Source organism: Corynebacterium mastitidis DSM 44356, from assembly GCF_000375365.1.
GTDB lineage: Bacteria > Actinomycetota > Actinomycetes > Mycobacteriales > Mycobacteriaceae > Corynebacterium > Corynebacterium mastitidis.
Genome location: NZ_AQXB01000008.1, coordinates 68,763 through 90,542, shown reverse-complemented (window position 1 = coordinate 90,542; position 21,780 = coordinate 68,763). Strand labels below are relative to the sequence as shown.

Genomic DNA, 21,780 nt, shown 5'->3' with positions numbered 1-21,780 from the left:
ACCGTAAGCGGCGTGCCCGCCAAGAAAACCGCCGCCCTGCTCGCCCTCCTCCTCACCGGGGTGGGCCTGCGCACGGCGGTGGCGGCGCGCGGCTGGTTCTACTACGACGACCTCACCCTCTACGCCCAGGCCAGGGAGCACCGCCTGCCGGACCTCGGCCTCCTGTTCTCCCCGCACGACGGCCACCTCATGCCGGGCTCCTGGCTGATCGAGTGGGCGCTGGCCCACGGGGCCGGGCTGTGGTGGCCCGCGGCCGTGGCGGCGCTGGGGGTGGGGAACCTGCTGGCGGCGTCGGCAGTGGCCTGGGCCTACCGGCCGCTGAGCCGCAGCCTGATCCCCCTGGCCGCGTATCTTTTTACCCCCGTCACGCTGACCACCTCCACGTGGCTGGCGTCGGCCGTGAACACGCTGCCGCTGCACGCCGCGCTGGCACTGTGCCTCGGCTGCGCCCTGCGCGCGGTGCGTGCGCCCGCCGACGCCCTCGCCGCCCGATGGTGCGTGGGGGCCGGGGCGGCGCTGCTGTTCGGCACGCTCTTTAGCGAGCGCGCGCTGTTCATCGCTCCCGCGGTGCTGCTCATGCTGGCGTGCTGCCGCCTGCTCGGTCGCGCGGGGGCGCGCCGGGGCAGCCTCCTCGCGCTGTGCCTGCTTCTTCCCACCGTGGCGTGGGCCGGGGTGTACGCCGCCGTGGTGGGCGATCCCCGCACCGCGCCCACCGACCCGCTGCCGTTCCTCGGCCACGGCTACGCCCTGGGGCTGCTGCCCACGCTGGCCGGCGGACCGTGGCGCTGGGAACGCTGGCACCCGGGGCCGCCGTGGGCCGCGCCCGAGACCGCGGCCATCCTGCTGGGCGCCGCCGCGGGGCTGCTCCTGCTCGCGCTGACCATCCGCAGGGCCGCCGCGTGGCTCCCCGTGGCCGCCTACCCCGCGCTGTGTTTCCTCGCCCTGGCGCTGGCCCGCTCCGGCCCGGACACCGCGCTGGAGATCACCCAGACCCTGCGGCACGTCAGCGAGGTGGCGGTGCTCGGCGCGGTGGCACTGGCCTACGCGCTGCCCGCGCGGCTCCCCGTGACCGCCAGGGCGCTCGGGGGCGCGTGGCTGGTGTCCAGCCTCGTCAGCGCGCTCGCCTTCGCCCAGGCGTGGGCGCCGCAGCCCGGGCGGGACTTCTTCCACGGGCTGCGCGACTCCCTCCGGCACCACCACGCCCCGCTGCTGGACCAGGACCTCCCCCTGGAGGTGTTGCTGCCGGTAACCCACCCCCACAACAGGCTCTCCGCCTACGGCGCGGCCCTGGGGGATCCCTCCCCCGTGGGCCCGGCCACCCCCGAGCCCGTGATCGTGGGGGCCGACGGATCGCTGCGCCCCGCGCGGCTCCACGAGATGCGCGCCACCGCCTCGCCGGAATGCGACGCGAGCACGACGCTGCCCCTCGACGGCCCGCTGCTGGACCGCGAGTGGGTGGTGCGCCTCAACTACCTTGCCGAGGCCCCCGGCACCGGGACGCTCGCGCTGGACGGCCACCCGGTGGAGTTCCCCCTCGCGGAGGGGCTGCACAGCGTGTACGTGCAGGTGAGCGGGGGCGGCAGGGAGCTGCGGGTGCAGGCGCCGGGGGCCTGCGTGAGCCGCAGCTCCGTGGGAGTCTTGGGGGAATGAGAATACGAGGAACCCCGGCGCCTATGTTCAGGTGCCGGGGTTGTCATGGAAATATGGCGTTCGAGCGCCGCCTAAGCGAACGATAACTCGCCGCTCCGGAAAAGCCAGCCCCCTACCGCTCCGCCAACTCCTGGGCGATCCACTCCTTGCGCTCGCGGCGGCGCCGCGCCCAGGCCGCCACGGCCTCGTTGGCCTCCACCCGCATGGTGGAGAAGATGAGCATGGAGAGCGGGAAGGCGATCAGCAGCGCCCCCGTGGCGGAAACCAGCAGCGGGAAGGGGCTGCCCACCAGCCACGCCACGAGCTGAATCACCACCGTCAGGGCCACGAAAAGCCCCAGCCGGGCCAGACCGTACTTCCACAGGGCGCGGTTGGCGTTCTTGCGCAACAGTTGATCGTCACTCACCCACCCCACGCTACTATGGTGGGGAGCCGAGGAGGAATAACGCAGTGGGTCGCATTATCTTATTAGCCCTCGTCATAGTGGCCGTGGTGCTGCTGTGGAAGGCCTTCGGGCCCAGGACGTGGAAGAACCGGGCCGTCGGCGGAGCGCAGGCCCCGCAGATCAAGGGCCCGGATGACGACCCGGACTTCCTCTGGAACATCGAGAAGCAGCGCTTCAAGGAGCGCCGCGCCCGGGAAGAGGCGGAGCGCAGGCGCGCCGAGCGGGAGCGGGAGCAGAAGGAGCGGCGCCGCAGGAACGGGGCCGACGATCCCGATCCGGAGGGGCCGGGTAGTACCTAGAGCGCGGCGTCGCGCCGCAGGATCTCCATGAGGTATTCCCCGTAGCCGGAGGCCCGCAGGTCCTCGGCGCGTTTCCGAAGCTGCGCGCTGGAGATGTATCCCATGCGCCAGGCCACCTCCTCCGGCGCGCCGATCTTGAGGCCCTGGCGCTGCTCGATGGTGCGCACGAAGTCCCCCGCCGCCATGAGCATGTCCACGGTTCCGGTGTCCAGCCAGGCGGTGCCGCGCGGCAGCACCTCGACGTGGAGCTTTCCCCTGCGCAGGTACTCGTTGTTGACGTCGGTGATCTCCAGCTCGCCGCGCGCGCTGGGGCGCAGCCCGCGGGCGATCTCCACCACGGAGTTGTCGTAGAAGTACAGTCCCGGCACCGCAAAGTGGGAGCGCGGGCGGGCGGGCTTTTCCTCCAGCGCGGTGGCCCGGCCCTCGGCGTCGAAGGACACCACCCCGTAGGCCTGCGGCCGGGAGACCCAGTAGGCGAAGATCGCGCCGCCGTCCACCTCGGTGTAGCGGCGCAACTGGGTGCCCAGCCCCGCACCGTAGAAGATGTTATCGCCCAGCACCAGCGCCACGGAGTCGTCTCCGATGTGCTCGGCGCCGAGGAGGAAGGCCTCGGCAAGCCCCCGGGGGGAGTCCTGGGTGGCGAAGGTGAGCGAGATACCGAACTGGGAGCCGTCGCCCAGCAGGCGCTCGAACTGGGGGCGGTCCTGCGGGGTGGTGATGACCAGGATCTCCGTAATTCCCGCGAGCATGAGGGTGCTCAGCGGGTAGTAGATCATCGGCTTGTCATAGACGGGCACGAGCTGCTTGGACACCCCGTGGGTAATCGGCCACAGGCGCGAGCCGGTGCCGCCCGCCAGGACGATGCCCTTCACTGCCCCGCCTCTTGGTTAGCCAGCGCCCAGGCGTTGCGCAGCTCCGTGTGATAAGCGCGACACTCCTCCACGGTGGGCAGGATCCCCGAGGCGGCGGCCTCGTCCAGGCCGGGCGCCTGGGCATCCTTCTCCGAGAGCACCCTTTCCCCCGGAATCTCCGGCCATTCCACGCCGATCCGGGGATCGAACGGGTCGATGCCGTGCTCCACCTCCGGCTGGTACTCCGAGGTGGTCAGGTAGACCACGGTGGCGTCGCTCAGCGCGAGGAAACCGTGGGCAAAGCCCGCCGGGATGTAGAGCCCCTGGTGGTTCTCCGCGCTCAGCTCGAAGCCCGCCCACCGGCCGAAGGTCTCCGAACCCGCGCGCACGTCCACCAGCACGTCGAAGATCGCCCCGGCCGGGCACACCACCAGCTTGCCCTGCCCCGGGGGTACCTCGGCGTAGTGCAGGCCGCGCAACGCCCCGGCCCGGGAGGTGGACATGTTGGCCTGCTGCAGGTCCAGGGGGTAGCCGGTGGCCTCCTCGAACGCGCTGGCCTTGAACCATTCGTGGAAGGTGCCGCGCTGGTCGGGAAACACGGTGGGGACCAGGCGCAGCGCGCCCTCGAAGCCTGTGACGGGTTCTAGCATGCCCGCCATTCTAGTGCGGGAACTGCCGCTCGCCGCGCCGGTAGGCGCTTTCCGACGCCGCGAAGGCCTCCCGCCACCAGCCCGGGTTCTCCCGGTACCACTCCACGGTGGCCCGCAGCCCGGCGCGGAAGTCGCGGTGGCGCGGCTCCCACCCGAGCGCCCGCGTGGAGGCGGGGTCGATGGCGTAGCGACGATCGTGCCCGGGGCGGTCACTCACGTGGAGGAAGTCCTCCGGGTCGCGGCCGAAGATGCGGTTGAGCTCGCGCACCACCTCCATGTTGCTGCGCTCCCCGTCCGCGCCGATGAGGTAGGTGTGCCCCGGCTCGCCGCGCTCGATGATCGCCCACACCGCGTCGTTGTGGTCGTCCACATGGATCCAGTCGCGCACGTTGCGGCCCGTGCCGTACACGCGCGGCTGCTCGCCCGCCAGCAGGTTGAGGATCTGCCGGGGGATGAACTTCTCCGGGTGCTGGCGCGGCCCGTAGTTATTAGAACAATTAGAGATCGTGGCCTGTAGACCAAAGCTGCGAACCCAGGCCCGCACCAGGTGATCGCTGGCCGCCTTGGAGGCGGAATAGGGGCTGGACGGGCGGTAGGGGGTGTCGGGGGTAAAGCGCGCCGGGTCGTCGAAGGCGAGGTCCCCAAAGACCTCGTCCGTGGAGACGTGGTGGAGGCGCACCCCGTGCCGCGCCGCCGCCGCGAGCAGCACCGCCGTGCCCTCCACGTTGGTGCGCACGAAGTCCAGGGGGGAGCGCAGCGAGCGATCGTTGTGGGACTCGGCGGCGAAGTGCACCACGAGGTCGCACCCGGCCACCAGGTCGTTGACCGTGGCCTCGTCCGTGATGGAGCCCTCCACCACGCGCAGCCGCTCCCCAAACGACCCCGCATCGCTAAGGCTGGCGGGGTTGGCCGCGTAGGTCATGGCGTCGAGCACGGTGACTCGATGAGGGGTGCGCGCGAGCGTGCGCAGCACGAAGTTGGAGCCGATGAAGCCCGCGCCGCCGGTAACCAGGATCTGCATGAGACCAGGCTAGCAAGCCGCTCAGGGGCGCTAGACGACCTCGACGAAGCGCATGGCCAGGTTCAGCTCGCGCGCCACGGAGACGACCTTCTCCCAGCGCACGCCGGACGCGCCGTGCTCGATGGCGTGCAGGGTGGAGCGGGAAACCCCGGCCTCGTCGGCGACATCCTGTTGCAGACGACCCAACTGGCGCCTTCGTTCGGCTAACTGGGTACCAAGCTCCAACAGCTCCGGGACATCACCCGCCGGCTTGCCAGCCTTACGCCGAGGCAATGACATAACCCTCACCCACCTCTTCCACGCCTTTTATCAATCTGCAACTTTTTTGTTTTCTTTGCACTGAGACAGTACACCGTGAGTGGCATGGTGTGCCAATTTTTCACAATTTCCATTTTAGCTATACCAAAAGGAGGGCGGGGCATGCGGTCCAAAACCGCTCACCCCGCCCTCCCAGCGAGAATGTGTGCAGCAACCACCCTAAAGGCGTTATGTGTACTATTCCGTATATAGACCACTGAACCTTAGTGCCTGCCCCATTCTACTTTAGTATCCGGCGGCCCGCCATATGATTTTTGGGGAAAACATGCGCGCCCCGCGTGTGTTTCTTAATACCTTTTGAAAATCGCTATGTTTGCTAGTTCAAACCTGCGTAGGAGTGCAGGCCCGAAACCACCAGGTTGATGAAGAAAAGATTAAACACCATCGTGCCCATCGCCAGGATGTTCACCCAGGCGGCACCCACCTTCCACCCCGCCGTGGCGCGCGCGTGCAGATACGCCGCGTAGAGGATCCACGAGATGAAGGAGAACGTCTCCTTGGGGTCCCACCCCCAGAACCGCGTCCAGGCGTCCTCCGCCCACACGGCCCCGAAGATGATGCCCATGCCCAGGATCGGCAGCGTGAAGACCGCCAGCTTGTACGCGATGGCGTCCAGCCTTTCCGCCGAGGGCAGCGGGGTGGCCATCGCCCCGAAGAACCCGGCCGCGCCGTGGGTGGACTCCTCGCCCGGCGCCTGCCACACTCGCAGCAGGTAGAGCAGGGAAAACACGCCGGAGACGATGCCGATGGACGCGCCCGTGGACACCGTGGTCACGTGCACCGGCAGCCAGTAGGACTGCAGCGCCGGCACCACCGGGGCCGAATCTGCGTAGAGCTTGGTGGCGCCGATGAACATCAGCACCAGCAGGGGCGTGAGAATCCAGGGCCACACCACCTGCTGGCCGCGCCGCTGCACCACCGCGGCCGCCACGGCCAGGGTGATGCAGGAGACCACCAGGACGTACTCGTAGAGGTTGCCCAGCGGAAAGCGCCCGGCGGAAAGCCCCCTGGTGACCGCGGAGATCACGTGCAGGATGATGCCCGTCCACACCAGGGCCTGGGTGGCCCCGGCCCACTTGGCGGCCTTGGCCTCGCGCTCAGCAAGATCGACCCCCCCGGAGGGCTCCGCGCCCCCCTGACCCCCCTGCTCCGCCACCGCGCCGGACGCTCCCGCCCCCACGGCGACGGGGGCGGCGTGGCTCTCCCGGCGCAGCCGGACGATGGCCTGCAACCGCACGTAGTAGAACAGGGAGGCCACGAGCGCCACCAGGTACACCAAGAAGGCGGCCTGGAAGGTGTTATCGGATAACCCCGCCAGGCTGGTATTCACAGACATTTTTTAGGCTTCTTCCTCACAAAAGTTCCTTGCGCTGACAGCCGACGCTACCAGACGCCTCACCGCCTATTCTTCCCCCTCGTCCTCCTCCGGCAAACCCAGGATGCGGCGGCGCAGCACCTCAAACTCCGAGCCCCACCCGGCGCGATCGGTGCGCGCCAGGCCCGCCATCTCCACCGCCGTGCCCCCGCCCGGGGCCGCGGCGATGCGCACCCACACGCGGCGGCGCTTGACCATCAGGGAGGCCACCAGGGCGGCCAGCATGGTCACCGCAGAGGCCAGCACCCACACCTGCGTGGGGTCCGAGGCCACCACGTAGTTGGCGTACTCGTTGGCGCCCTCGAAGGTGACCACGGTGCCGTCGTCCAGGGTGACCGACTCCCCCTGGGAGAGGTTCACGCGGTCGATCTTCTGCAACTGTCCGGCGTGGATGAGGGTGGGATCGAGCGTAAAGATGTTCTGCCCCACGCCGGTGTCCAGGCCGTTGTCCCCGCGATAGACGTCGATGGCCACCGCCGGGTCCCGCATCGCGGGGAAGGCGGAGGTGAGCAGCTCGCCGTTCTCCCCCGACCACGAGGCCGTGGGGGCGAACAGCCCCTGGATGGCGAGCTGGTTCTGGCGGCGCTCGTAGAGGTCCGGGTACATGCCCGCCGGGGGGTCGAAGCGCATCGCCCCAGAGGAGAGGAAGAAGGTGGGGTCGTCGGGACGCCACTGGAGGGTCTGCGTGCGCTTTTCCCCGTTGGGCCAGGTGACCGTGAACGTGGGCGCGAAGCCGTGCCCCTGGAGGTAAAGCCGATCCCCCGCCATGCGCAGCGGGTGGTTGACCTTGAGCTCATAGTCCTGCCAGGTGGCGGGGTCCCGCGTGATGTCCTCGCCCTCCGCGTAGGAGATGTTGGAGCTGAACATCTCCGCCTGCCCGCTGGGCAGGTAGTCCGCGGTGAAGTCGTGCGCGTGGAAGCAGAAGGGGTTGAGCCCCGTGCCGTCGAACAGCGGCCCGGCGCGGAAGGAATCGAAGTTGGCCGGGGAGGTATTGCAGAACTCGGTGGACTGATCCAGCGCCACCGCGTCGTTGGAGCCGGACTCCGTGACCACGATGACGTGGCCCTCGTAGTACACCAGCCGCCCCAGCCCCACCGTCACCAGCAGCGCCACCAGGGAGAGGTGAAAGACCAGGTTGAAGAACTCGTGGGCGTAGCCGCGCTCGGCGGCAAAGGAGCGCCGCCCCGCGCGGTCCTCGCCCGGGGCGTACTCCGCCAGGCGCCAGCGGCGGAAGTGGGCGCGCACCCGCTCCTCCACCTCCTGAGGCGAGGCCTCCACCTCGTCCCGGCTGTGCAGGGGCATCCGCTCCAGGCGCTTGGGCGCGCGCACCGGCGGGGTGCGCATGGCCTTGTAGTGCTCCCAACTGCGCGGGATGATGCACCCCACCAGGGAGACCATGAGCAGCACGTAGATGGCGGTAAACCAGGTGGAGCTGAACACGTCGAAGAGCTGGAGGCGGTCATACACCTCCACCACCTTGCCGTTTTCCGCAAGGTACTCCTCCACGTTGGCCAGGCTGAGGTTGCGCTGCGGCAGCAGCGCGCCCGGGATCGCCGCCACGGCCAGCAGGAACAACAAAACCAGCGCGGTGCGCATGCTGGTCAGCCAGTTCCAGGCCCGGCGCAGGTACCTCGCCGCGTGCTTCATCTGAATGAGTCCTCCTCCATCGGGATCACACCAGGGTGGTGCCGTATTCCACGGTCCACTGGCGCACCCAGTTCACGAATTCCGCCCACACGCCGCTGACCAGCGCCACGCCCACGAGCACCATGAGTACCCCGCCGACGACCTGGATGGCCCGGGTGTGCCGGCGCAGCCAGCCCACCCCGCGCAGCGCGGCCCCGGAGCCCAGGGCCAGCAGGATAAAGGGCAGTCCCAGGCCCAGGCAGTAGCCCACGATTAGGACCACGCCGCGCGCGGCGGTCATGCCCTCCGTGCCCAGGGACACGGAGACGATCGCCGTGAGCGTGGGGCCCAGGCAGGGCGTCCACCCCAGCGCAAAGATCCCGCCCAGCAGCGGGGCGCCCAGCCAGGTGGTCCACCGCTTAGGAACCATGCGGGTATCGCGCTGCAACCCCGGCACGAGCCCCAAAAACACCAGGCCCATGAGGATGGTCACCACCCCGCCCACCCGCATGAGCAGCTCCGCGCGCAGGGCCAGCGCCCCGATCGCACCAAAAACAGCGACCGTGCCCAGCAGAAAGACCACGGTAAAGCCCAGGACGAAGAGCACGGCGGCCAGCACCACCGCCCACTGACGGCGACGCCCCACCCGGGGGCCGAGGTCGCCCTCGTAGTTCATCTCCCCGCCCACGGTGCCGGCGAGGTAGGAAAGATAACCCGGCACCAGCGGCACCACGCAGGGCGAGGCAAAGGACACCAGCCCGGCGAACGCGGCGGCCAGCACCGCGAGGATCACCGGACCGGAGACCGCGAGGTCGGCAAGATACTCCCCCACGGCCCTACTCCTGCGCGATCCGCGTCACGACGTCGATAAGCTCCCCCGCCGTGATCGCCCGCAGGAACACCGCCGCCGGGCGGTGCTGACGGTCCAGCACGATGGTGGTGGGAACCACGCTGGCGGGCACGCCGCCCAGGGCGGCGGCGGTGCGGAAGGGCGGATCGTAGAGGGACGGGTAGGTCACCGCGTTGTCCTTCACGAAGTCCTGGGCGATCTGCCGGTTGTAGTCGCGCACGTTGATGCCCAGCACCGTGGCGCCCAGCGGCTCGATGGCCTCCTGGGTCTCCTCGAGGTCGTCCACCTCCGAGCGGCACGGCGCGCACCACTGGCCCCAGGCGTTGAGCACCACCACCTGATCGTGGAAGTCCGACAGCGCCACCGTGGCGCCCTCCTCCATGAGGGACTCCCCGGAGAACTCCTGAATCGGCTGGCGCTCCTGCTCCTCGTAGAAGATCTCCGTGGCCCCGCCCGGGGAATAGAAGGAAAAGGAGCCCTCGCCCTGGCTGACGGCGTCCTGCCCGGCGGTCTGCTCGGCGCTGCACGCCGCCGCGCCCAGGCCCGCCGCCACCACGACGGCCACTACCGCCACCCTACGGCTATCCCGCATCACTGTCGCATCTCCCTCGCTAGATCTCTTGGGCCGGCTCGCTGTAACGGTGCTCCACCAGGCGACCGTCCCGGAAGATCAGCGAGGTCACGGAGGCGAGGTCGCAGCGGCGCGTGGCCGGATTGTGCGCCAGCGGCTTGCCGGCGGCCCACCGCTGCACCGTGACGATGGGGAGCTGGTGCGTGACCAGGATCGCCTCGGAGCCGGAGTCCGAGGCCTCGGCCGCCGCCCGGGCGCGCTCGATCGCGCCCCGCATGCGCTCCAGGATCGCGCTGTAGTGCTCGCCCCAGCTCGGCAGGGCCGGGTTGACCATCAGCGGCCAGCGCACCGGGTTCCACAACTGGGAGCGCAGCCCCTTGGTGCGCAGCCCCTCGAAGCGGTTCCCCGCCTCCAGCAGCGCCTCGTCCGTGCGCACCTCGCATCCGGTGACCTCCGACAGCGGCGCGGCGGTCTCCTGCACCCGCTCCAGGGGGGAAGCCGCCAGGTAGGCCACCTCGTGGTCCCGGAAGGACTGCGCCGTGCGGGCCGCCTGGCTCTGCCCGCGCGAGGAGAGGTGGTAGCCCGGCATCCGCCCGTACAAGATCTTGGCGGGGTTATATACCTCGCCGTGGCGAACCAGGTGAACGATGGTAGTGCTCATGGGCTGCTTTCTCTTACGGTGGGGCGATCTTTCCCCTATGGTTCCGCCCGGCGGCGGTACATGGCAACCTCCGGGCGGGCGATTCGCGGGTGACTCTGTAGCTCTGCGGCTCTAGGCGGCGGCCGCCGCGGCCTTGGCCGCGGGGACCAGGGCCCGCTCGATCCGCTCAAAATCATCGTCGCTCAGCACACTGGACACAAACCACGTCTCGAACACGCTCGGCGGCGCGTACACTCCGGCGTCCAGCAGCGCGTGGAAAAAGGCCGGGTAGCGGAAGGTGTCCGCCGCCTGCATGTCCCGGAAGTTACGCCCCTCGCCCTGCGCAAAGCGCACCGAGAGCATGGAGGAGGCGCGCTGGATGTGGTGCGCCACGCCCTCGCGCTCCAGGGCCTCGTGCAGCAGGCCCGCCAGCCTGTTGGCGTTGCTCCCCACCACGTCGTACACCTCCTCCGTGGCCGCCCGCAGCGAGGCCAGCCCCGCCGCCACCGCCACCGGGTTACCGGACAGGGTGCCCGCCTGATACACCGGGCCCAGCGGGGCCAGGTGCTCCATCACGTCCCGGCGCCCGCCGAAGGCCGCCGCGGGCAGGCCGCCGGAGACCACCTTGCCGAAGGTCACCAGGTCCCCCGCCACGCGATCCACGCCGTACCACCCCTGGTAGGAGGTGCGGAAGCCCGTCATCACCTCGTCCAGGATCAGCAGCGCCCCGTGCTCGTGGGCGATCTCCTTCAGCGCCGCATTAAAGCCCTCCTCGGGGGCCACGGTGCCCATGTTCCCGGCGGCGGCCTCCGCGATGATCGCGGCGATCTCGCCGGGGTGCTCCGCGAACACGCGGCGCACCGCCTCGAGGTCGTTGTACGGCACCACGATGGTGTCCGCCGTGGCCGCCCCCGTGACCCCCGGGGAGTCCGGCAGCCCCAGCGTGGCCACCCCGGACCCCGCCGAGGCCAGCAGCGCGTCCACGTGCCCGTGGTAGCAGCCCTCGAACTTCACGATCTTGGCCCGCCCCGTGAAGCCGCGCGCCAGGCGCACCGCCGACATCGTGGCCTCCGTGCCGGAGTTGACCAGGCGCACCTGCTCGGCGGCGGTGCGCCCCACGATGGCCTCCGCCAGCTCGGCCTCCGCCTCCGAGGGCGCGCCGAAGGACAGCCCGTGCGTGGCGGCCTCGCGCACCGCCTCCACGATGGAGGGCAGGGCGTTGCCCATGAGCATCGGACCCCAGGAGCACACCAGGTCCACGTACTCGTTGCCGTCCACGTCCACGAGGCGCGAGCCCTTGGCCTCCCGGATCACGCGGGCCTGACCACCCACCGAGCCGAAGGCGCGCACCGGGGAGTTCACGCCCCCGGGGATCAGCCGGGCGGAGCGCTCCAGCAGGCGCGCCGATTCCGTGGTCTGGGATGAAGTGGGTTGCAGGTCAGTCATGCACGCCATTGTAGGTGCGGGGTGGGAAAGGATGCGGCCCGCTCTACAAGCGACGCATCCTCGGGCGTCGAGCCACCAGTATGAGAAAAGTCTCACCGTTGCGATTTTTTCGTTTTCCCGTGATTCACTATGTACATGGCGACGTTGAGCAGCACGCACACCACCATGCCCCCCTCGAACCCCGAGCGGATGGGTGATCTCAGCCTGTTCCTCGACCAACTCACCGAGCCCGCCGTCCTGCTCGGCCCCAATGGCCAAGCCATTCCGCTCCCCAGCGAGGCCTTCGACCTCCTGCAACGAGTTGCCAAAGCCATGTCCTGCGGAAAAGCCATCACCATCGCCCCCGTAGATCAACGCCTCACCACTCAGGAAGCGGCCAACTTCCTCGGCATCAGCCGACCGACCCTCATCAAGCTCCTCGACGAAGGACGGCTTGCCTACGAGTACACTCCCGGAGGACGGCACCGCCGGATCTTCCTCCAGGACGTAGTGGCGTACCAGGAGGAAGCTCGGCGCCAACGCCAAGCAGCCCTCGACGAGCTCACCGCCAGCGCCTATGCCTCCGGCCACTATGAGACAAGAGACGAGGGCTATCTCATGGCCACGAAACAGGCCCGCAAGGACATAGCGCGAGAGCGTCACCATGGCACGGTGTAGCGCACTCCTCGATTCCTGCGTCCTCGTTCCCATGTCCCAAGCGGACACCCTGCTGCGTATAGCTCAGGCGGGGCTGTACCGACCGCTGTGGAGCACCATAATCCTGGAAGAAACCGTGCGCGCCCTTGAACGCATCCATCCCGACATGCGCAGGACCGGCGCGGGACGGCACCGAGTTACCACGATGAACCGCTACTTTCAGGGCTCATGCGTGCACCGCTGGGACCACCTTGTCCCCATCATCAGCCTCCCCGACGAGGATGATCGCCACGTAGTTGCAGCCGCCATCCAGGGGCGCGCCGATCTCATCGTTACCGCCAACCTGAAGGACTTCCCGAGCGCAGAGCTTCAGCGCTTTTCGCTCACCACCCAGCACCCCGACGAGTTCCTCCTCAACCAACTGGACGTGAACCCCCGGTTGGTAATGGGAGCCCTCGCCCACCAGGCTGCCGCCACAGCGCATCCGCGCGTCACCGTGAACTACATCCTTAACGACCTCAGCCGCTGCGGTGCGCGCGGCTTCGCACGCGCCGCACGCAGCCAGCTATGGAGACTCGCATCCCGCTGATTCTCCGAGAGCCGCAGAGCCCTCATCACCGGATACCCCCAGCTCAAAGAGCAACTGCGCCACCCCGCCGACCTCCACCCGGTGCACCCGCAGCCCGTACACGCCCCCGATGACCCCGGGGTCGAGCACCTCGTCCGGCGTCCCCTGCGCCGCCACGCCTCCCCCGTCCAGCAGCACCAGGCGGTCGCAGTAGCGCGCCGCCAGGTTGAGGTCGTGCAGGCTCACCACCACGGTCGCCCCCGAGCGCCGCAGCAGCGCCAGCACCTCGTGCTGATAGCGCACGTCGAGGTGGTTGGTGGGTTCGTCGAGAAGCAGGTGCGGGCTGCCCGCGGCAAGCGCCCGGGCGATGGACACCCGCTGGCGCTGGCCCCCGGAGAGTTCCCCGAGGCGGCGGTGGCCCTGCCCGGCCATGCCCACTGCGGCGAGCGCCTCGGCGGCGGCGCGCTCGTCCCCGGCGCCGGCGCGCTGGAAGTCCCCCAGGTGGGGACTGCGCCCGAGGAGCACCACCTCGGCGGCGCTGAGCCCCGGGGCAGGCTCGGCGTCCTGCGCCACCACGGCGATTCTCCTGGCGCGCTCCTTGGGCCGCAGGGAGCCCAGGTCTTGCCCGTCCACCGTCACCGCGCCCTCCTCGGGGGCGAGCAGGCCGCTCAACAGCCCGAGCAGCGTGCTCTTGCCGCCGCCGTTGGGCCCGATGATCCCCAGCACCTCGCCCACGCGGGTGTCCACGGAGACCCCGCGCAGCGCGGCGCGCGGCCCGTAGGAAAAGCCCAGGTTGCGCGCCCGTATCACGGGTGGAACCTCGCCACGATCCGCTCCAGGCCGTCCACCGTCTGCGGGGTGGCGGGCTCCGTGTAGTTCATCAGTTGCACCATGACGTTGCCCTCCCGCACGGCCCGCAGCCGCTCGGCGCCCGGGATCTCCCTGAGGGCCTCGGCCACCTGGGCGGGGTCGCCCTCGGTGTGCAGCAGCACGATGACGTCCGGGTCCCGGTCGATCAGATCCTCCGCGTTGATCTCCGAGATGCGCTGGTCCATGTCCCCGAACACGTTGCGCAGCCCGGCGGCCTCGAGCTGCGGGGTGGCCATGGAGCGCACTCCGTAGGCGAAGGTGGCCCCGCCGCCCACCGTGGGATAGAGCACGGCGGCGGTGGTGGGCTTGTCCGGGCGGGCGTCGGCCCGGGCGCGCTCGGTGGCGGCGGCCACGCGCTCGCGCAGGGAGCGGTTGACCTCGTCCGACTTCTCCGGCACCCCGTAGATCCGCCCGTACATGCTCACTTGCTCGTACACGTCCTCCATGCGCGCGGCCTCGGTGCGCGAGTGGCAGAAGATCGGCTCGATCACCTCGGGGATTCCGGCGCGATCCAGCGAGGCCTTGTCCACGTTGTCCAGGTGCCCAAACACCGCGTCCGCCCCCTGCGCCAGGATCACGTCCTGGGAGAGCTGGATGTGCCCCGTGGCGTCCACCTGGTCCGTCAGGGAGGTCATGGCGCCGAGCTGCTTGTTCTCCTCCTCCGAGTAGTACTGCTCCGGGTAGGCGCCCGCCCGCGCGGTCACGCTGCCGAGCACGCCCAGCGCGCCCAGGGTGGACACCGGGGCGCTATCGAGCAGCAGGGCGTTGCGCGGGGCGTGCTCGAAGGTCACGTCCTGCCCGCAGTTGTGCACCGTCACCGGATAGGAGCCCTCGGCCGCCACGTCCGGGGCGGGTTCTCCCCCGCCCGCGCAGGCGCTTATCCCCAGCGTTATCAGGCCCAGCCCCGCCGCCACGGCGGTGCGCGAAAGACCACTGATCATCGTCGATATTCCTTTCTCCGTCACGATTGTTAGTACCCGGCGCGACCCTGGCGGATCACGCCCCACAGAAACGGCGCCCCGACGAGCGCGGTGATGACCCCCACGGGGATCTCCCTGGGCGAGAGCGCGGTGCGCGCCACCACGTCCGCGCACACCACCAGCACGGCCCCCATCAGCGCGGAGACGGGGATCGCGTGCCGGTGCACCGAGCCCACCGCCCGGCGCGCCAGGTGCGGCACCACCAGCCCCACGAAGCCGATGCTGCCCGCCGCCGCGACCGACACGCCCACGCAGGCGGCCACCACCACGAACAGCCCGGCGCGCACACGCTGCGGGGAGTAGCCCACGGCGTGGGCGGTGGCATCGCCGATGCCCAGGGCGTCGAGCTGGCGGGCGCGCAGCGTCAGCCACGCCACGGTGGCCACGGTGACCGCCACGACCACCGCCAGCGGGGAGTTCCACTGCGCCAGCCCCAGGGAGCCGAGCAGCCAGAACATCACCGAGCGGGTGCCCTCCGTGTTGCCCACCGCCATGATGAGAAAGCTGGTGACCGCGGAGAGCGCGTAGCCCACCGCCACCCCGGCGAGCACCAGCCGCAGGGCGGTGAGCCTGCCCCCGGCGCGCGCGGTGGCGTACACCAACAGGCCCGCCGCCAGCGCCCCGAGGAAGGCCATGGCCTGCAGGGCGTGCTCCATCCAACCCGCGCCGAAGCCCAGCAGGATCGCCAGGGCGGCGCCGCACGACGCCCCGGAGTTGATGCCCAGCAGGTGCGGGTCCGCGAGGTCGTTGCGCGCCAGGGCCTGCAGGGCCGCGCCGCAGGCGCCCAGACCGGCGCCCACCGCCAGCCCCAGCAGCACCCGGGGGAGGCGCACCTGCCACACGATGGTGGCCTGGGCGCTTTCCCCGCGATGCACGAGCGCCTCGTACAGGGCGTGCGGCCCCAGCCACACCGACCCCAGGGCCACGCCCAGGCACGCCGCCGCGCACAGCGCCACGGCCAGGGCGAGCGCCCACCGGCGGGCCCGCCGCCCGGCGGCCCGCACCCCGAGATCATCGGACATTCCGGCTCCCCTCCACCGCCACGATCACCCAGGTTGCCGTCACGAAGGGCCAGGTGAGCACGGGCCAGCCCAGCCCCTGGAGCGCCGCCTGCATGAGCGCCGCCAGCGTCACGCCCAGCAGCACCGGCAGCGCGCGGTGCCGCCAGCCCCCGGTGCCCCTCGCCCCGGGGACCGCCGCGCCCAGGGCGAGGGCGACCAGCAGCGGGCAGTAGGCCCACGCGCCGCCCGCGTACTCGGCGGCGGGCACCGCGAGCAGAAGCGGCAGGGAGGCCACCGCCCCGGCCGCGCCCCAGGCGGCGGCGGGCCGGGAGGACAGCGCCAGCCCCGCCAGGATCAGCAGCCCCACGCCCGCGCCGGAGGCGAGCACCACCTGGGAAAAGGCCGCCGGGATTCCGGCGAGCGCGGGGCCCTCCGGGGCGGGTGCCGACGCCGCCGGGGGCAGCGCCGGGAGGAGCGCGGTGCCCACCGCGCAGAACGGGCCCGTGAGCAGCGGCAGGCCCCGGCGGGCGGCGGGGCGCTCCGCGAGCAGGTAAAGCGCGGACGCGCACGCGGCGGCCACCGCGATCCACCCAGCCCAGGCCCAGCCAGGCTCGCAGCGCGTGCTCACCAGGATGCCCAGCAGCGCCCCGTTGTAGCCCCACAGCCCGGAGCCCGCCCGCGCCCAGGGGTCCTGCGGGCCGGGGGCGCGCACCGCCGCAACCAGCGCCGCGACCGCGATGGACACCGCGATCCCCAGCAGGGCCCCCGCCGCGAGCCCCGGGGAGACCAGCGCCAGGGCCAGCAGGATCGCCAGGCCCACCAAGCGGGACTCGACCAGGTAGATCTGGGACAGGGAGGCGAGCAGGGCCCGCGGGAGCGTGGTGACGATTCTCATTGGTACTTCCTCATCTCTATGGGCCCCTGCCCGCGCAGGCGGGAGCGCAGGTAGGTGGTGATCCCGGCGTGAAGCCGCCTGAGCTGGCCCGTGCCGTGCGCGAGGGAGCGCACCGCGATCCCGGCGGGCAGGCCGGGGGCCTGCGCGAGCCTGCTCATGCCGCTGCGGGTAGCGGCCGCGGCGTCTCCGCGCGCGACGATCTCCGCGATCTCCTCGAGCGCGGCGGCGTCCAGGCGGGCGTCCACGGCCAGGAGGGTTCCGGCGTGGGTGTAGCCCTCCAGGTAGCCCAGTCCGGTGACCCGCCCGTGCGCGGGCAGGCGCAGGTGGTCCACCGCCAGGCGGCGCCCCGCGCACACCACCTCGGTGCGCAGGCTGAGTTCCTCCCACCCGAAGCCCGCGCCGTCGGGGGACCACCCCGGGGTGACGATGTCCGTGAGCACCAGGCTGGCGCTCGGGTGCATTTCCACCCGGGTGCGCTGCCGGTAGCGACCCTCGCGGTACACGATGAGCTGATCCGGCACATACTCCAGCACCGCCCCGCGCCCCAGGCGCGCGTCGATGCGCTGCGTGGCCGGGCCCTGGGGGCTGCGGTAGACCTTGGTGGCGGACTGGCTGCTCAGCAGCAGGGAGGCGTTTTCTTCCACGCTCACCCCCATGCGGTAGGAATCGCCGCCGAGGAACCCGCCGCCGGGGTTGAGCACCGTGTAGGTGGCCTGGCCGGAATCGTCGAGGTAGTGCGGGCGCATGACGCTGAGCGCCCCGCGATGGTACTGGTGGGTGGCCACGCTGCGCGGGGAGCCCGTGGGGCCCGGGCGCAGCGCCACGGTCAGGTCCAGCTCCCCGGTGGCCTCCCGGGGCGCCCGTGCTTCCGCCGCGCTCATCTAGGCCAGGTCCAGCATGAGGACGTCGTGCCGGATCCACCGGATCACGGCGTCGAGCCCCTCGTCGGTGCGCAGGTTGGTCAGGGCGAAGGGCCGGTCCTTGCGGAACTCCTTGGCGTCGGCCACCATCACGTCCAGGTCCGCGCCCACGTAGGGGGCGAGGTCGGTCTTGTTGATGAGGAAGAGGTCGGACTTGATCATGCCCTGCCCCGCCTTGCGGGGTATCTTCTCACCCTGGGCCACGTCGATGATGTAGATGGAAAAGTCCACCAGCTCAGGCGAGAAGGTGGCCGAGAGGTTGTCCCCGCCGGACTCGATGAACACGAGGTCGAGGTCGGGGAACTTCTCCCGAAGCCCCCGCACGGCGGCCTCGTTCATGGAGGGGTCCTCGCGGATGGCGGTGTGCGGGCAGCCGCCGGTCTCGATGCCCACGATGCGCTCGGGGTCCAGCACGCTGGTGCGGGCGAGGATCTTGGCGTCCTCGATGGTGTAGATGTCATTGGTCACGGCGGCCATGGACAGCTCCCCGGCCAGGGCGCGCGTGATCCTCTCCACGAGCTGCGTCTTGCCCGCCCCCACGGGGCCGCCGACGCCGATGCGCACCGGGGCGCTTGCCTTGTCCTGTGTGGTGTTCATCCCTTGGTCCTCCTAGCTCATAAACATGCGGGCGCGCTGGCCCTCATGCCTCATCTGGGTAATTTCCAGCCCCGGCGGCATGGCCCCGAGGTCGTCGCGGCCCCACGCGGCGGAGTCCGCCGTGGCCCGCTCCACCCACCGCCTGGCCTGGGCGATGATCCGCTGGCCCGCGTCCTGGCCCAGCGGCACCCCGCGCACGGCGTTCTGCGTCAGCGAGATCACCGTGGTGTACAGGTGCGCGGCCACGGCCTCCTCCTCGGGAATGCCCCACTGGCGGCACACCAGGCCCCAGGCCAGGGACTGGTTGCCGTGGGCGCGGGCGGACGCCACGGCCCGCGCGTAGGGGTCTATCCAGGGGCCGGGGTCGGACTCGGAGGCGATGCTCAGCAGCCGCTGCCCCATGGTGATCCCCGCGTGGCGCACCTCGGCGGGCAGGGTGGCGGCGGTGGCGAGGTCGTCCAGGTCCACCGCCTCCTCGGGGGCGGACAGGCGGTAGGCCTCGCGCACGATCACCGCCTCGGTGGCGGCGAGCTGGGCGCGCACGAACATCTCCAGCCACGCGGCGAAGCCCTCCGGGCCGCTGATGAGCCCGGAGTCCAGGTACCCCTCGAAGCCCAGGGAGTGGCTAAACGCCCCCGTGGGCAGGGCGGAGTCCGCGAGCTGCATGAACGCCAGGCGCGCCCGTAGGCCCGCCATCAGTGGGTGTGCTCCGCGTGGCGGAAGGGCACCGGCATCACCCGCTCCTGGCGCTCGTGGGGCACCCCGCGCTGGGTGAGAAAGTCCACCACCGTGGGGTCCCACTGCACCACCATCTGCTCGCCCATGAACTGCGCGGGCAGGTGCCTGTTGCCCAGCGCGTGGGCCACCACGCCCATCTCGTGCACGCCGCGCGGGGAGATCACCAGCACGTCACTGGGCCTGGCCCTGACCACGATCGTGATGTCCGCGCGCAGCAGCACGTCGCCGTCGCGCAGGTCGGGGTGGCCGGTGGGCAGGCGCAGGCCCACCTCCGTGCCGTGATCGGTGGTCAGGCGCTGGGTGCGCTTGGTGCGGGCCTGGTCGTCGAGCCACACCACCTCCCGGTGCTCGCCTACTGGGATCAGCCCGGGGTTATCCCCCAGGTTGCCCACGATCGAGGTGATAATCATCGCTGCTCCTTAGAAGAGGAAGTAGCGCTGCGCCAGGGGAAGGCGCCGCGCGGGTTGGCTGGTGATGAGTTCCCCGTCCACGCGGACCTCGTAGGTCTCCGGGTCCACGGCCAGGTGCGGGGTGGTGCCGTTGAGCTTGAGGTCGCCCTTGGTCAGGGCGCGGATGCCGCCGCACGGGCGGATCAGCTTGCGCAGCCCCAGGCGCTCCGGCACCCCCGCCTCCACGCCCGCGCGGGAGAGGAAGGTGATGGAGTTGTGGTGCGGCGCGGCCCCGTGGGCGCCGAAGGCGTAGCGGTAGAAGGCGGGCTGTGGGGTGGGGATGGAGGCGCCGGGATCACCCACCACGCTGCTGACGATCTGCCCGCCCTTGATGATGGAGTCCGGCTTGGCCCCGAAGAACTTGGGCTCCCACAGCACCAGGTCCGCAAACTTGCCCACCTCGATCGAGCCCACGGAGTCCGCAATACCCTGGGCCAGCGCCGGGTTGATGGTGTACTTGGCGATGTAGCGCCGGATGCGCAGGTTGTCCCCGCCGCGCTCGGCGTCCTCGGGGTAGGCCCCGCGCTGGCGCTTCATGGAGTCCGCCACCTGCCAGGTGCGCAGGATCGTCTCCCCCACCCGGCCCATCGCCTGCGAGTCCGAGGAGGTCATGGAGAACACGCCCATGTCGTGCAGCACGTCCTCGGCGGCGATCGTCTCCGTGCGGATCCGGGAGTCCGCAAAGGCCACGTCCTCCGGGAGGTCCGGGCGCAGGTGGTGGCACACCATGAGCATGTCCAGGTGTTCCTCGGCGGTGTTGCTGGTGTACGGCAGGGTGGGGTTGGTGGAGGCCGGGAGCACGTTGGGGTCCCCGGCCAGGGTGATGATGTCCGGCGCGTGCCCGCCCCCGGCGCCCTCCGTGTGGAAGGTGTGGATCACCCGCCCGCCGATGGCCTCCCGGGTGGACTCCACGAAGCCGGCCTCGTTGAGGGTGTCCGTGTGGATGGCCACCTGGACGTCGTACTCGTCGGCCACCCGGAGGGAGAGGTCGATGGTGGAGGGGGTCGCGCCCCAGTCCTCGTGAACCTTCAACCCGATGGCCCCGGCCTCGATCTGCTCCGCCAGGGCGCAGGGGTGGGTGGCGTGCCCCTTGCCCAGCAGGCCGAAGTTCATGGGGTAGGCCTCGAAGGCGCGCAGCATGGCGGCGATGTTCCAGGGGCCCGGGGTGATGGTGGTGGCCTTGGAGGACTCCGAGGGGCCGGTGCCACCGCCGATCATCGTGGTGATCCCGGAGTTCAGGGCCGTGGCGATCTGGTCGGGGCTGATGAAGTGGATGTGCGTGTCGATGCCCCCGGCGGTGAGGATCTTGCCCTCGCCCGCCACCACGTCGGTGGACACGCCGATGGGGATGGTCACGTCGTCCATCATGTCCGGGTTGCCCGAGTGCCCGATGCCGCAGATATGGCCGTCGCGCACCGCCACGTCCGCCTTGTAGATCCCGGTGTAGTCGATCACCAGGGCGTTGGTGATCACCAGGTCCGGCATGTTCGGGTCCTCCTCGCGGCGGTGCTCCCCGTTCTGCCCCATCCCCACGCGGATCATCTTGCCGCCGCCGAACACGGCCTCCTCGCCGTCGGCGGTGAGGTCCCGCTCCACGCGGGCGAACAGCTCGGTGTCGCCCAGGCGCACCATGTCCCCCACCGTGGGCCCGTAGAGCGCGGCGTGCTGCGCCCTGCTCATCTCGAAGCTCATGCCCGCTCCCCGCCTTCGTCGTTCCCGCGGCTCCCTCCGCCCCGCGCGGCCTCCCCCGGGGCCTCGTCCACCGGGCCGTTGAAGTGGTTGCGGAAGCCCCGCACCACGCGGTTGCCGCCCAGGGGAATCAGCCCCACCGTGGCGGTATCGCCCGGTTCCAGGCGCATCGCGGTGCCCGCCGGGATGTCCAGGCGGCGGCCCCGGGCGGCCTCGCGGTCGAATTTCAGGGCGGGGTTGGCCTCCGCGAAGTGGTAGTGGGAGCCCACCTGCACCGGACGGTCGCCGGTGTTGGTCACGCTCAGCCGCAGCCCCTGGCGCCCCTTGTTGTACAGCAGCGGCGTGCGCACCAGGACGTATTCTCCGGGAATCATCGCGTTGCCTCCTAGCGAATGGGGTTGTGAACGGTGACGAGCTTGGTGCCGTCCGGGAAGGTGGCCTCCACCTGGACGTCGTCGATCATCTGGGCTACCCCCTCCTGCACGTCCTCCACGCCCAGGATCGTGGTACCCCAGCTCATCAGCTCGGCCACGGTGCGGCCGTCCCGGGCGCCCTCCATCAGCTCGTAGGTGATAATGGCCACCGCCTCCGGGTAGTTGAGTTTGAGGCCTCTCTCCTGCCGCCTGCGGGCCAGATCGGCGGCCACGACGATCAGGAGTTTTTCCTGTTCACGAGGTTGTAGGTGCATACCACTC

At 70.6% G+C, this 21,780-nt stretch carries 26 protein-coding genes; 4 read left to right on the top strand and 22 right to left on the bottom strand.

What is annotated here, in order from left to right; genetic code table 11:
- The first annotated feature begins 12 nt into the window (after nucleotides 1–12).
- Complete coding sequence (locus tag B140_RS12525; RefSeq protein ID WP_018119258.1) at nucleotides 13–1,650, top strand: hypothetical protein; 1,638 nt, start codon at nucleotides 13–15, stop codon at nucleotides 1,648–1,650.
- A 112-nt stretch (nucleotides 1,651–1,762) separates the two neighbouring features.
- Here B140_RS12525 and B140_RS0110180 read toward each other — a convergent pair whose 3' ends face one another.
- Complete coding sequence (locus tag B140_RS0110180; RefSeq protein ID WP_026166229.1) at nucleotides 1,763–2,056, bottom strand: DUF4229 domain-containing protein; 294 nt, start codon at nucleotides 2,054–2,056, stop codon at nucleotides 1,763–1,765.
- A gap of 44 nt (nucleotides 2,057–2,100) precedes the next feature.
- Here B140_RS0110180 and B140_RS0110175 point away from each other — a divergent pair, with 44 nt between their 5' ends.
- Entirely contained in the window at nucleotides 2,101–2,394 is a 294-nt protein-coding gene (locus B140_RS0110175; RefSeq protein WP_018119256.1) for a hypothetical protein, read from the top strand.
- On the opposite strand, the gene rfbA is transcribed toward B140_RS0110175, so the two are convergent.
- From rfbA to hemL, 10 genes are all read right to left on the bottom strand, one after another.
- On the bottom strand, nucleotides 2,391–3,266 hold the full coding sequence (gene rfbA / locus B140_RS0110170; RefSeq protein WP_018119255.1) for a glucose-1-phosphate thymidylyltransferase RfbA: 876 nt from the start codon (nucleotides 3,264–3,266) through the stop codon (nucleotides 2,391–2,393). The genes B140_RS0110175 and rfbA overlap by 4 nt on opposite strands.
- Nucleotides 3,263–3,895 carry a dTDP-4-dehydrorhamnose 3,5-epimerase gene (gene rfbC / locus B140_RS0110165; protein WP_018119254.1) on the bottom strand — a complete coding sequence of 211 codons (633 nt, stop codon included), beginning with the start codon at nucleotides 3,893–3,895 and terminating at the stop codon, nucleotides 3,263–3,265. The genes rfbA and rfbC overlap by 4 nt, the downstream gene beginning before the upstream one ends.
- Nucleotides 3,896–3,905: 10 nt before the next feature.
- A complete protein-coding gene (gene rfbB, locus B140_RS0110160; RefSeq protein WP_018119253.1) occupies nucleotides 3,906–4,916 on the bottom strand; it encodes a dTDP-glucose 4,6-dehydratase in 1,011 nt (336 codons plus the stop codon).
- A 30-nt stretch (nucleotides 4,917–4,946) separates the two neighbouring features.
- A complete protein-coding gene (locus B140_RS0110155; protein ID WP_018119252.1) occupies nucleotides 4,947–5,195 on the bottom strand; it encodes a helix-turn-helix transcriptional regulator in 249 nt (82 codons plus the stop codon).
- 355 nt (nucleotides 5,196–5,550) lie between these two features.
- Nucleotides 5,551–6,570 carry a c-type cytochrome biogenesis protein CcsB gene (gene ccsB / locus B140_RS0110150; RefSeq protein ID WP_026166228.1) on the bottom strand — a complete coding sequence of 340 codons (1,020 nt, stop codon included), beginning with the start codon at nucleotides 6,568–6,570 and terminating at the stop codon, nucleotides 5,551–5,553.
- 66 nt (nucleotides 6,571–6,636) lie between these two features.
- Nucleotides 6,637–8,256: a cytochrome c biogenesis protein ResB gene (locus B140_RS0110145; protein ID WP_018119250.1), complete on the bottom strand. Its 1,620-nt coding sequence runs from the start codon at nucleotides 8,254–8,256 to the stop codon at nucleotides 6,637–6,639.
- Nucleotides 8,257–8,281: 25 nt separating this feature from the next.
- Nucleotides 8,282–9,067: a cytochrome c biogenesis CcdA family protein gene (locus B140_RS0110140; protein ID WP_018119249.1), complete on the bottom strand. Its 786-nt coding sequence runs from the start codon at nucleotides 9,065–9,067 to the stop codon at nucleotides 8,282–8,284.
- Nucleotides 9,068–9,071: 4 nt separating this feature from the next.
- Nucleotides 9,072–9,677: a TlpA disulfide reductase family protein gene (locus tag B140_RS0110135; RefSeq protein WP_040426458.1), complete on the bottom strand. Its 606-nt coding sequence runs from the start codon at nucleotides 9,675–9,677 to the stop codon at nucleotides 9,072–9,074.
- Between the two features lie 19 nt (nucleotides 9,678–9,696).
- A complete protein-coding gene (locus B140_RS0110130; protein WP_018119247.1) occupies nucleotides 9,697–10,317 on the bottom strand; it encodes a histidine phosphatase family protein in 621 nt (206 codons plus the stop codon).
- A 111-nt stretch (nucleotides 10,318–10,428) separates the two neighbouring features.
- Nucleotides 10,429–11,742: a glutamate-1-semialdehyde 2,1-aminomutase gene (gene hemL, locus B140_RS0110125; protein WP_018119246.1), complete on the bottom strand. Its 1,314-nt coding sequence runs from the start codon at nucleotides 11,740–11,742 to the stop codon at nucleotides 10,429–10,431.
- 135 nt (nucleotides 11,743–11,877) lie between these two features.
- Between hemL and B140_RS0110120 the strand changes: the two genes are divergently transcribed.
- Together B140_RS0110120 and B140_RS0110115 are read left to right on the top strand one after the other, a co-directional pair.
- Nucleotides 11,878–12,399: a helix-turn-helix domain-containing protein gene (locus B140_RS0110120; protein ID WP_026166226.1), complete on the top strand. Its 522-nt coding sequence runs from the start codon at nucleotides 11,878–11,880 to the stop codon at nucleotides 12,397–12,399.
- Between the two features lie 31 nt (nucleotides 12,400–12,430).
- Nucleotides 12,431–12,967 (top strand): PIN domain-containing protein, encoded by a 537-nt coding sequence (locus B140_RS0110115; protein WP_211208162.1) that lies wholly within the window; start codon nucleotides 12,431–12,433, stop codon nucleotides 12,965–12,967.
- On the opposite strand, the gene B140_RS0110110 is transcribed toward B140_RS0110115, so the two are convergent.
- Genes B140_RS0110110 through B140_RS0110060 form a run of 11 tightly spaced genes read right to left on the bottom strand, consistent with a single transcriptional unit; the run spans nucleotide 12,944 to nucleotide 21,773 of the window.
- The gene (locus B140_RS0110110) at nucleotides 12,944–13,756 is read right to left on the bottom strand and encodes an ABC transporter ATP-binding protein (protein ID WP_018119243.1); all 813 of its coding nucleotides are present in this window, start codon (nucleotides 13,754–13,756) and stop codon (nucleotides 12,944–12,946) included. The two genes, B140_RS0110115 and B140_RS0110110, sit on opposite strands and share 24 nt — an antisense overlap.
- A complete protein-coding gene (locus B140_RS0110105) occupies nucleotides 13,753–14,757 on the bottom strand; it encodes an ABC transporter substrate-binding protein (RefSeq protein ID WP_018119242.1) in 1,005 nt (334 codons plus the stop codon). The genes B140_RS0110110 and B140_RS0110105 overlap by 4 nt, the downstream gene beginning before the upstream one ends.
- Nucleotides 14,758–14,786: 29 nt before the next feature.
- On the bottom strand, nucleotides 14,787–15,818 hold the full coding sequence (locus B140_RS13880) for a FecCD family ABC transporter permease (RefSeq protein ID WP_018119241.1): 1,032 nt from the start codon (nucleotides 15,816–15,818) through the stop codon (nucleotides 14,787–14,789).
- Nucleotides 15,808–16,692: an urea transporter gene (locus B140_RS13875; RefSeq protein WP_018119240.1), complete on the bottom strand. Its 885-nt coding sequence runs from the start codon at nucleotides 16,690–16,692 to the stop codon at nucleotides 15,808–15,810. The genes B140_RS13880 and B140_RS13875 overlap by 11 nt, the downstream gene beginning before the upstream one ends.
- On the bottom strand, nucleotides 16,689–17,573 hold the full coding sequence (locus tag B140_RS0110090; RefSeq protein WP_018119239.1) for an urease accessory protein UreD: 885 nt from the start codon (nucleotides 17,571–17,573) through the stop codon (nucleotides 16,689–16,691). Before B140_RS0110090 ends, B140_RS13875 begins: the two co-directional genes overlap by 4 nt.
- Nucleotides 17,574–18,209, bottom strand: coding sequence for an urease accessory protein UreG (gene ureG / locus B140_RS0110085; protein WP_018119238.1), 636 nt, complete (start codon nucleotides 18,207–18,209; stop codon nucleotides 17,574–17,576).
- Nucleotides 18,210–18,221: 12 nt separating this feature from the next.
- Nucleotides 18,222–18,905, bottom strand: coding sequence for an urease accessory protein UreF (locus B140_RS0110080; protein WP_018119237.1), 684 nt, complete (start codon nucleotides 18,903–18,905; stop codon nucleotides 18,222–18,224).
- Nucleotides 18,905–19,357 (bottom strand): urease accessory protein UreE, encoded by a 453-nt coding sequence (gene ureE, locus B140_RS0110075; RefSeq protein WP_018119236.1) that lies wholly within the window; start codon nucleotides 19,355–19,357, stop codon nucleotides 18,905–18,907. The genes B140_RS0110080 and ureE overlap by 1 nt, the downstream gene beginning before the upstream one ends.
- A 9-nt stretch (nucleotides 19,358–19,366) precedes the next feature.
- Nucleotides 19,367–21,088 carry an urease subunit alpha gene (ureC, locus tag B140_RS0110070; protein ID WP_018119235.1) on the bottom strand — a complete coding sequence of 574 codons (1,722 nt, stop codon included), beginning with the start codon at nucleotides 21,086–21,088 and terminating at the stop codon, nucleotides 19,367–19,369.
- Nucleotides 21,085–21,459, bottom strand: a complete 375-nt coding sequence (locus B140_RS0110065) for an urease subunit beta (RefSeq protein WP_018119234.1) — start codon at nucleotides 21,457–21,459, stop codon at nucleotides 21,085–21,087. The genes ureC and B140_RS0110065 overlap by 4 nt, the downstream gene beginning before the upstream one ends.
- Nucleotides 21,460–21,470: 11 nt before the next feature.
- A complete protein-coding gene (locus B140_RS0110060) occupies nucleotides 21,471–21,773 on the bottom strand; it encodes an urease subunit gamma (protein ID WP_026166225.1) in 303 nt (100 codons plus the stop codon).
- Nucleotides 21,774–21,780: the final 7 nt, after the last annotated feature.

Coding starts and splice junctions, on each gene's coding strand:
- rfbC (WP_018119254.1), bottom strand. CDS start 3,895: ATGCTAGAACCCGTCACAGGCTTCGAGGGCGCGCTGCGCCTGGTCCCC.
- rfbB (WP_018119253.1), bottom strand. CDS start 4,916: ATGCAGATCCTGGTTACCGGCGGCGCGGGCTTCATCGGCTCCAACTTC.
- B140_RS0110155 (WP_018119252.1), bottom strand. CDS start 5,195: ATGTCATTGCCTCGGCGTAAGGCTGGCAAGCCGGCGGGTGATGTCCCG.
- ccsB (WP_026166228.1), bottom strand. CDS start 6,570: ATGTCTGTGAATACCAGCCTGGCGGGGTTATCCGATAACACCTTCCAG.
- B140_RS0110145 (WP_018119250.1), bottom strand. CDS start 8,256: ATGAAGCACGCGGCGAGGTACCTGCGCCGGGCCTGGAACTGGCTGACC.
- B140_RS0110135 (WP_040426458.1), bottom strand. CDS start 9,677: ATGCGGGATAGCCGTAGGGTGGCGGTAGTGGCCGTCGTGGTGGCGGCG.
- B140_RS0110130 (WP_018119247.1), bottom strand. CDS start 10,317: ATGAGCACTACCATCGTTCACCTGGTTCGCCACGGCGAGGTATATAAC.
- hemL (WP_018119246.1), bottom strand. CDS start 11,742: ATGACTGACCTGCAACCCACTTCATCCCAGACCACGGAATCGGCGCGC.
- B140_RS0110120 (WP_026166226.1), top strand. CDS start 11,878: ATGGCGACGTTGAGCAGCACGCACACCACCATGCCCCCCTCGAACCCC.
- B140_RS0110115 (WP_211208162.1), top strand. CDS start 12,431: ATGTCCCAAGCGGACACCCTGCTGCGTATAGCTCAGGCGGGGCTGTAC.
- B140_RS0110105 (WP_018119242.1), bottom strand. CDS start 14,757: ATGATCAGTGGTCTTTCGCGCACCGCCGTGGCGGCGGGGCTGGGCCTG.
- B140_RS13880 (WP_018119241.1), bottom strand. CDS start 15,818: ATGTCCGATGATCTCGGGGTGCGGGCCGCCGGGCGGCGGGCCCGCCGG.
- B140_RS13875 (WP_018119240.1), bottom strand. CDS start 16,692: ATGAGAATCGTCACCACGCTCCCGCGGGCCCTGCTCGCCTCCCTGTCC.
- B140_RS0110090 (WP_018119239.1), bottom strand. CDS start 17,573: ATGAGCGCGGCGGAAGCACGGGCGCCCCGGGAGGCCACCGGGGAGCTG.
- ureG (WP_018119238.1), bottom strand. CDS start 18,209: ATGAACACCACACAGGACAAGGCAAGCGCCCCGGTGCGCATCGGCGTC.
- B140_RS0110080 (WP_018119237.1), bottom strand. CDS start 18,905: ATGGCGGGCCTACGGGCGCGCCTGGCGTTCATGCAGCTCGCGGACTCC.
- ureE (WP_018119236.1), bottom strand. CDS start 19,357: ATGATTATCACCTCGATCGTGGGCAACCTGGGGGATAACCCCGGGCTG.
- ureC (WP_018119235.1), bottom strand. CDS start 21,088: ATGAGCTTCGAGATGAGCAGGGCGCAGCACGCCGCGCTCTACGGGCCC.
- B140_RS0110065 (WP_018119234.1), bottom strand. CDS start 21,459: ATGATTCCCGGAGAATACGTCCTGGTGCGCACGCCGCTGCTGTACAAC.
- B140_RS0110060 (WP_026166225.1), bottom strand. CDS start 21,773: ATGCACCTACAACCTCGTGAACAGGAAAAACTCCTGATCGTCGTGGCC.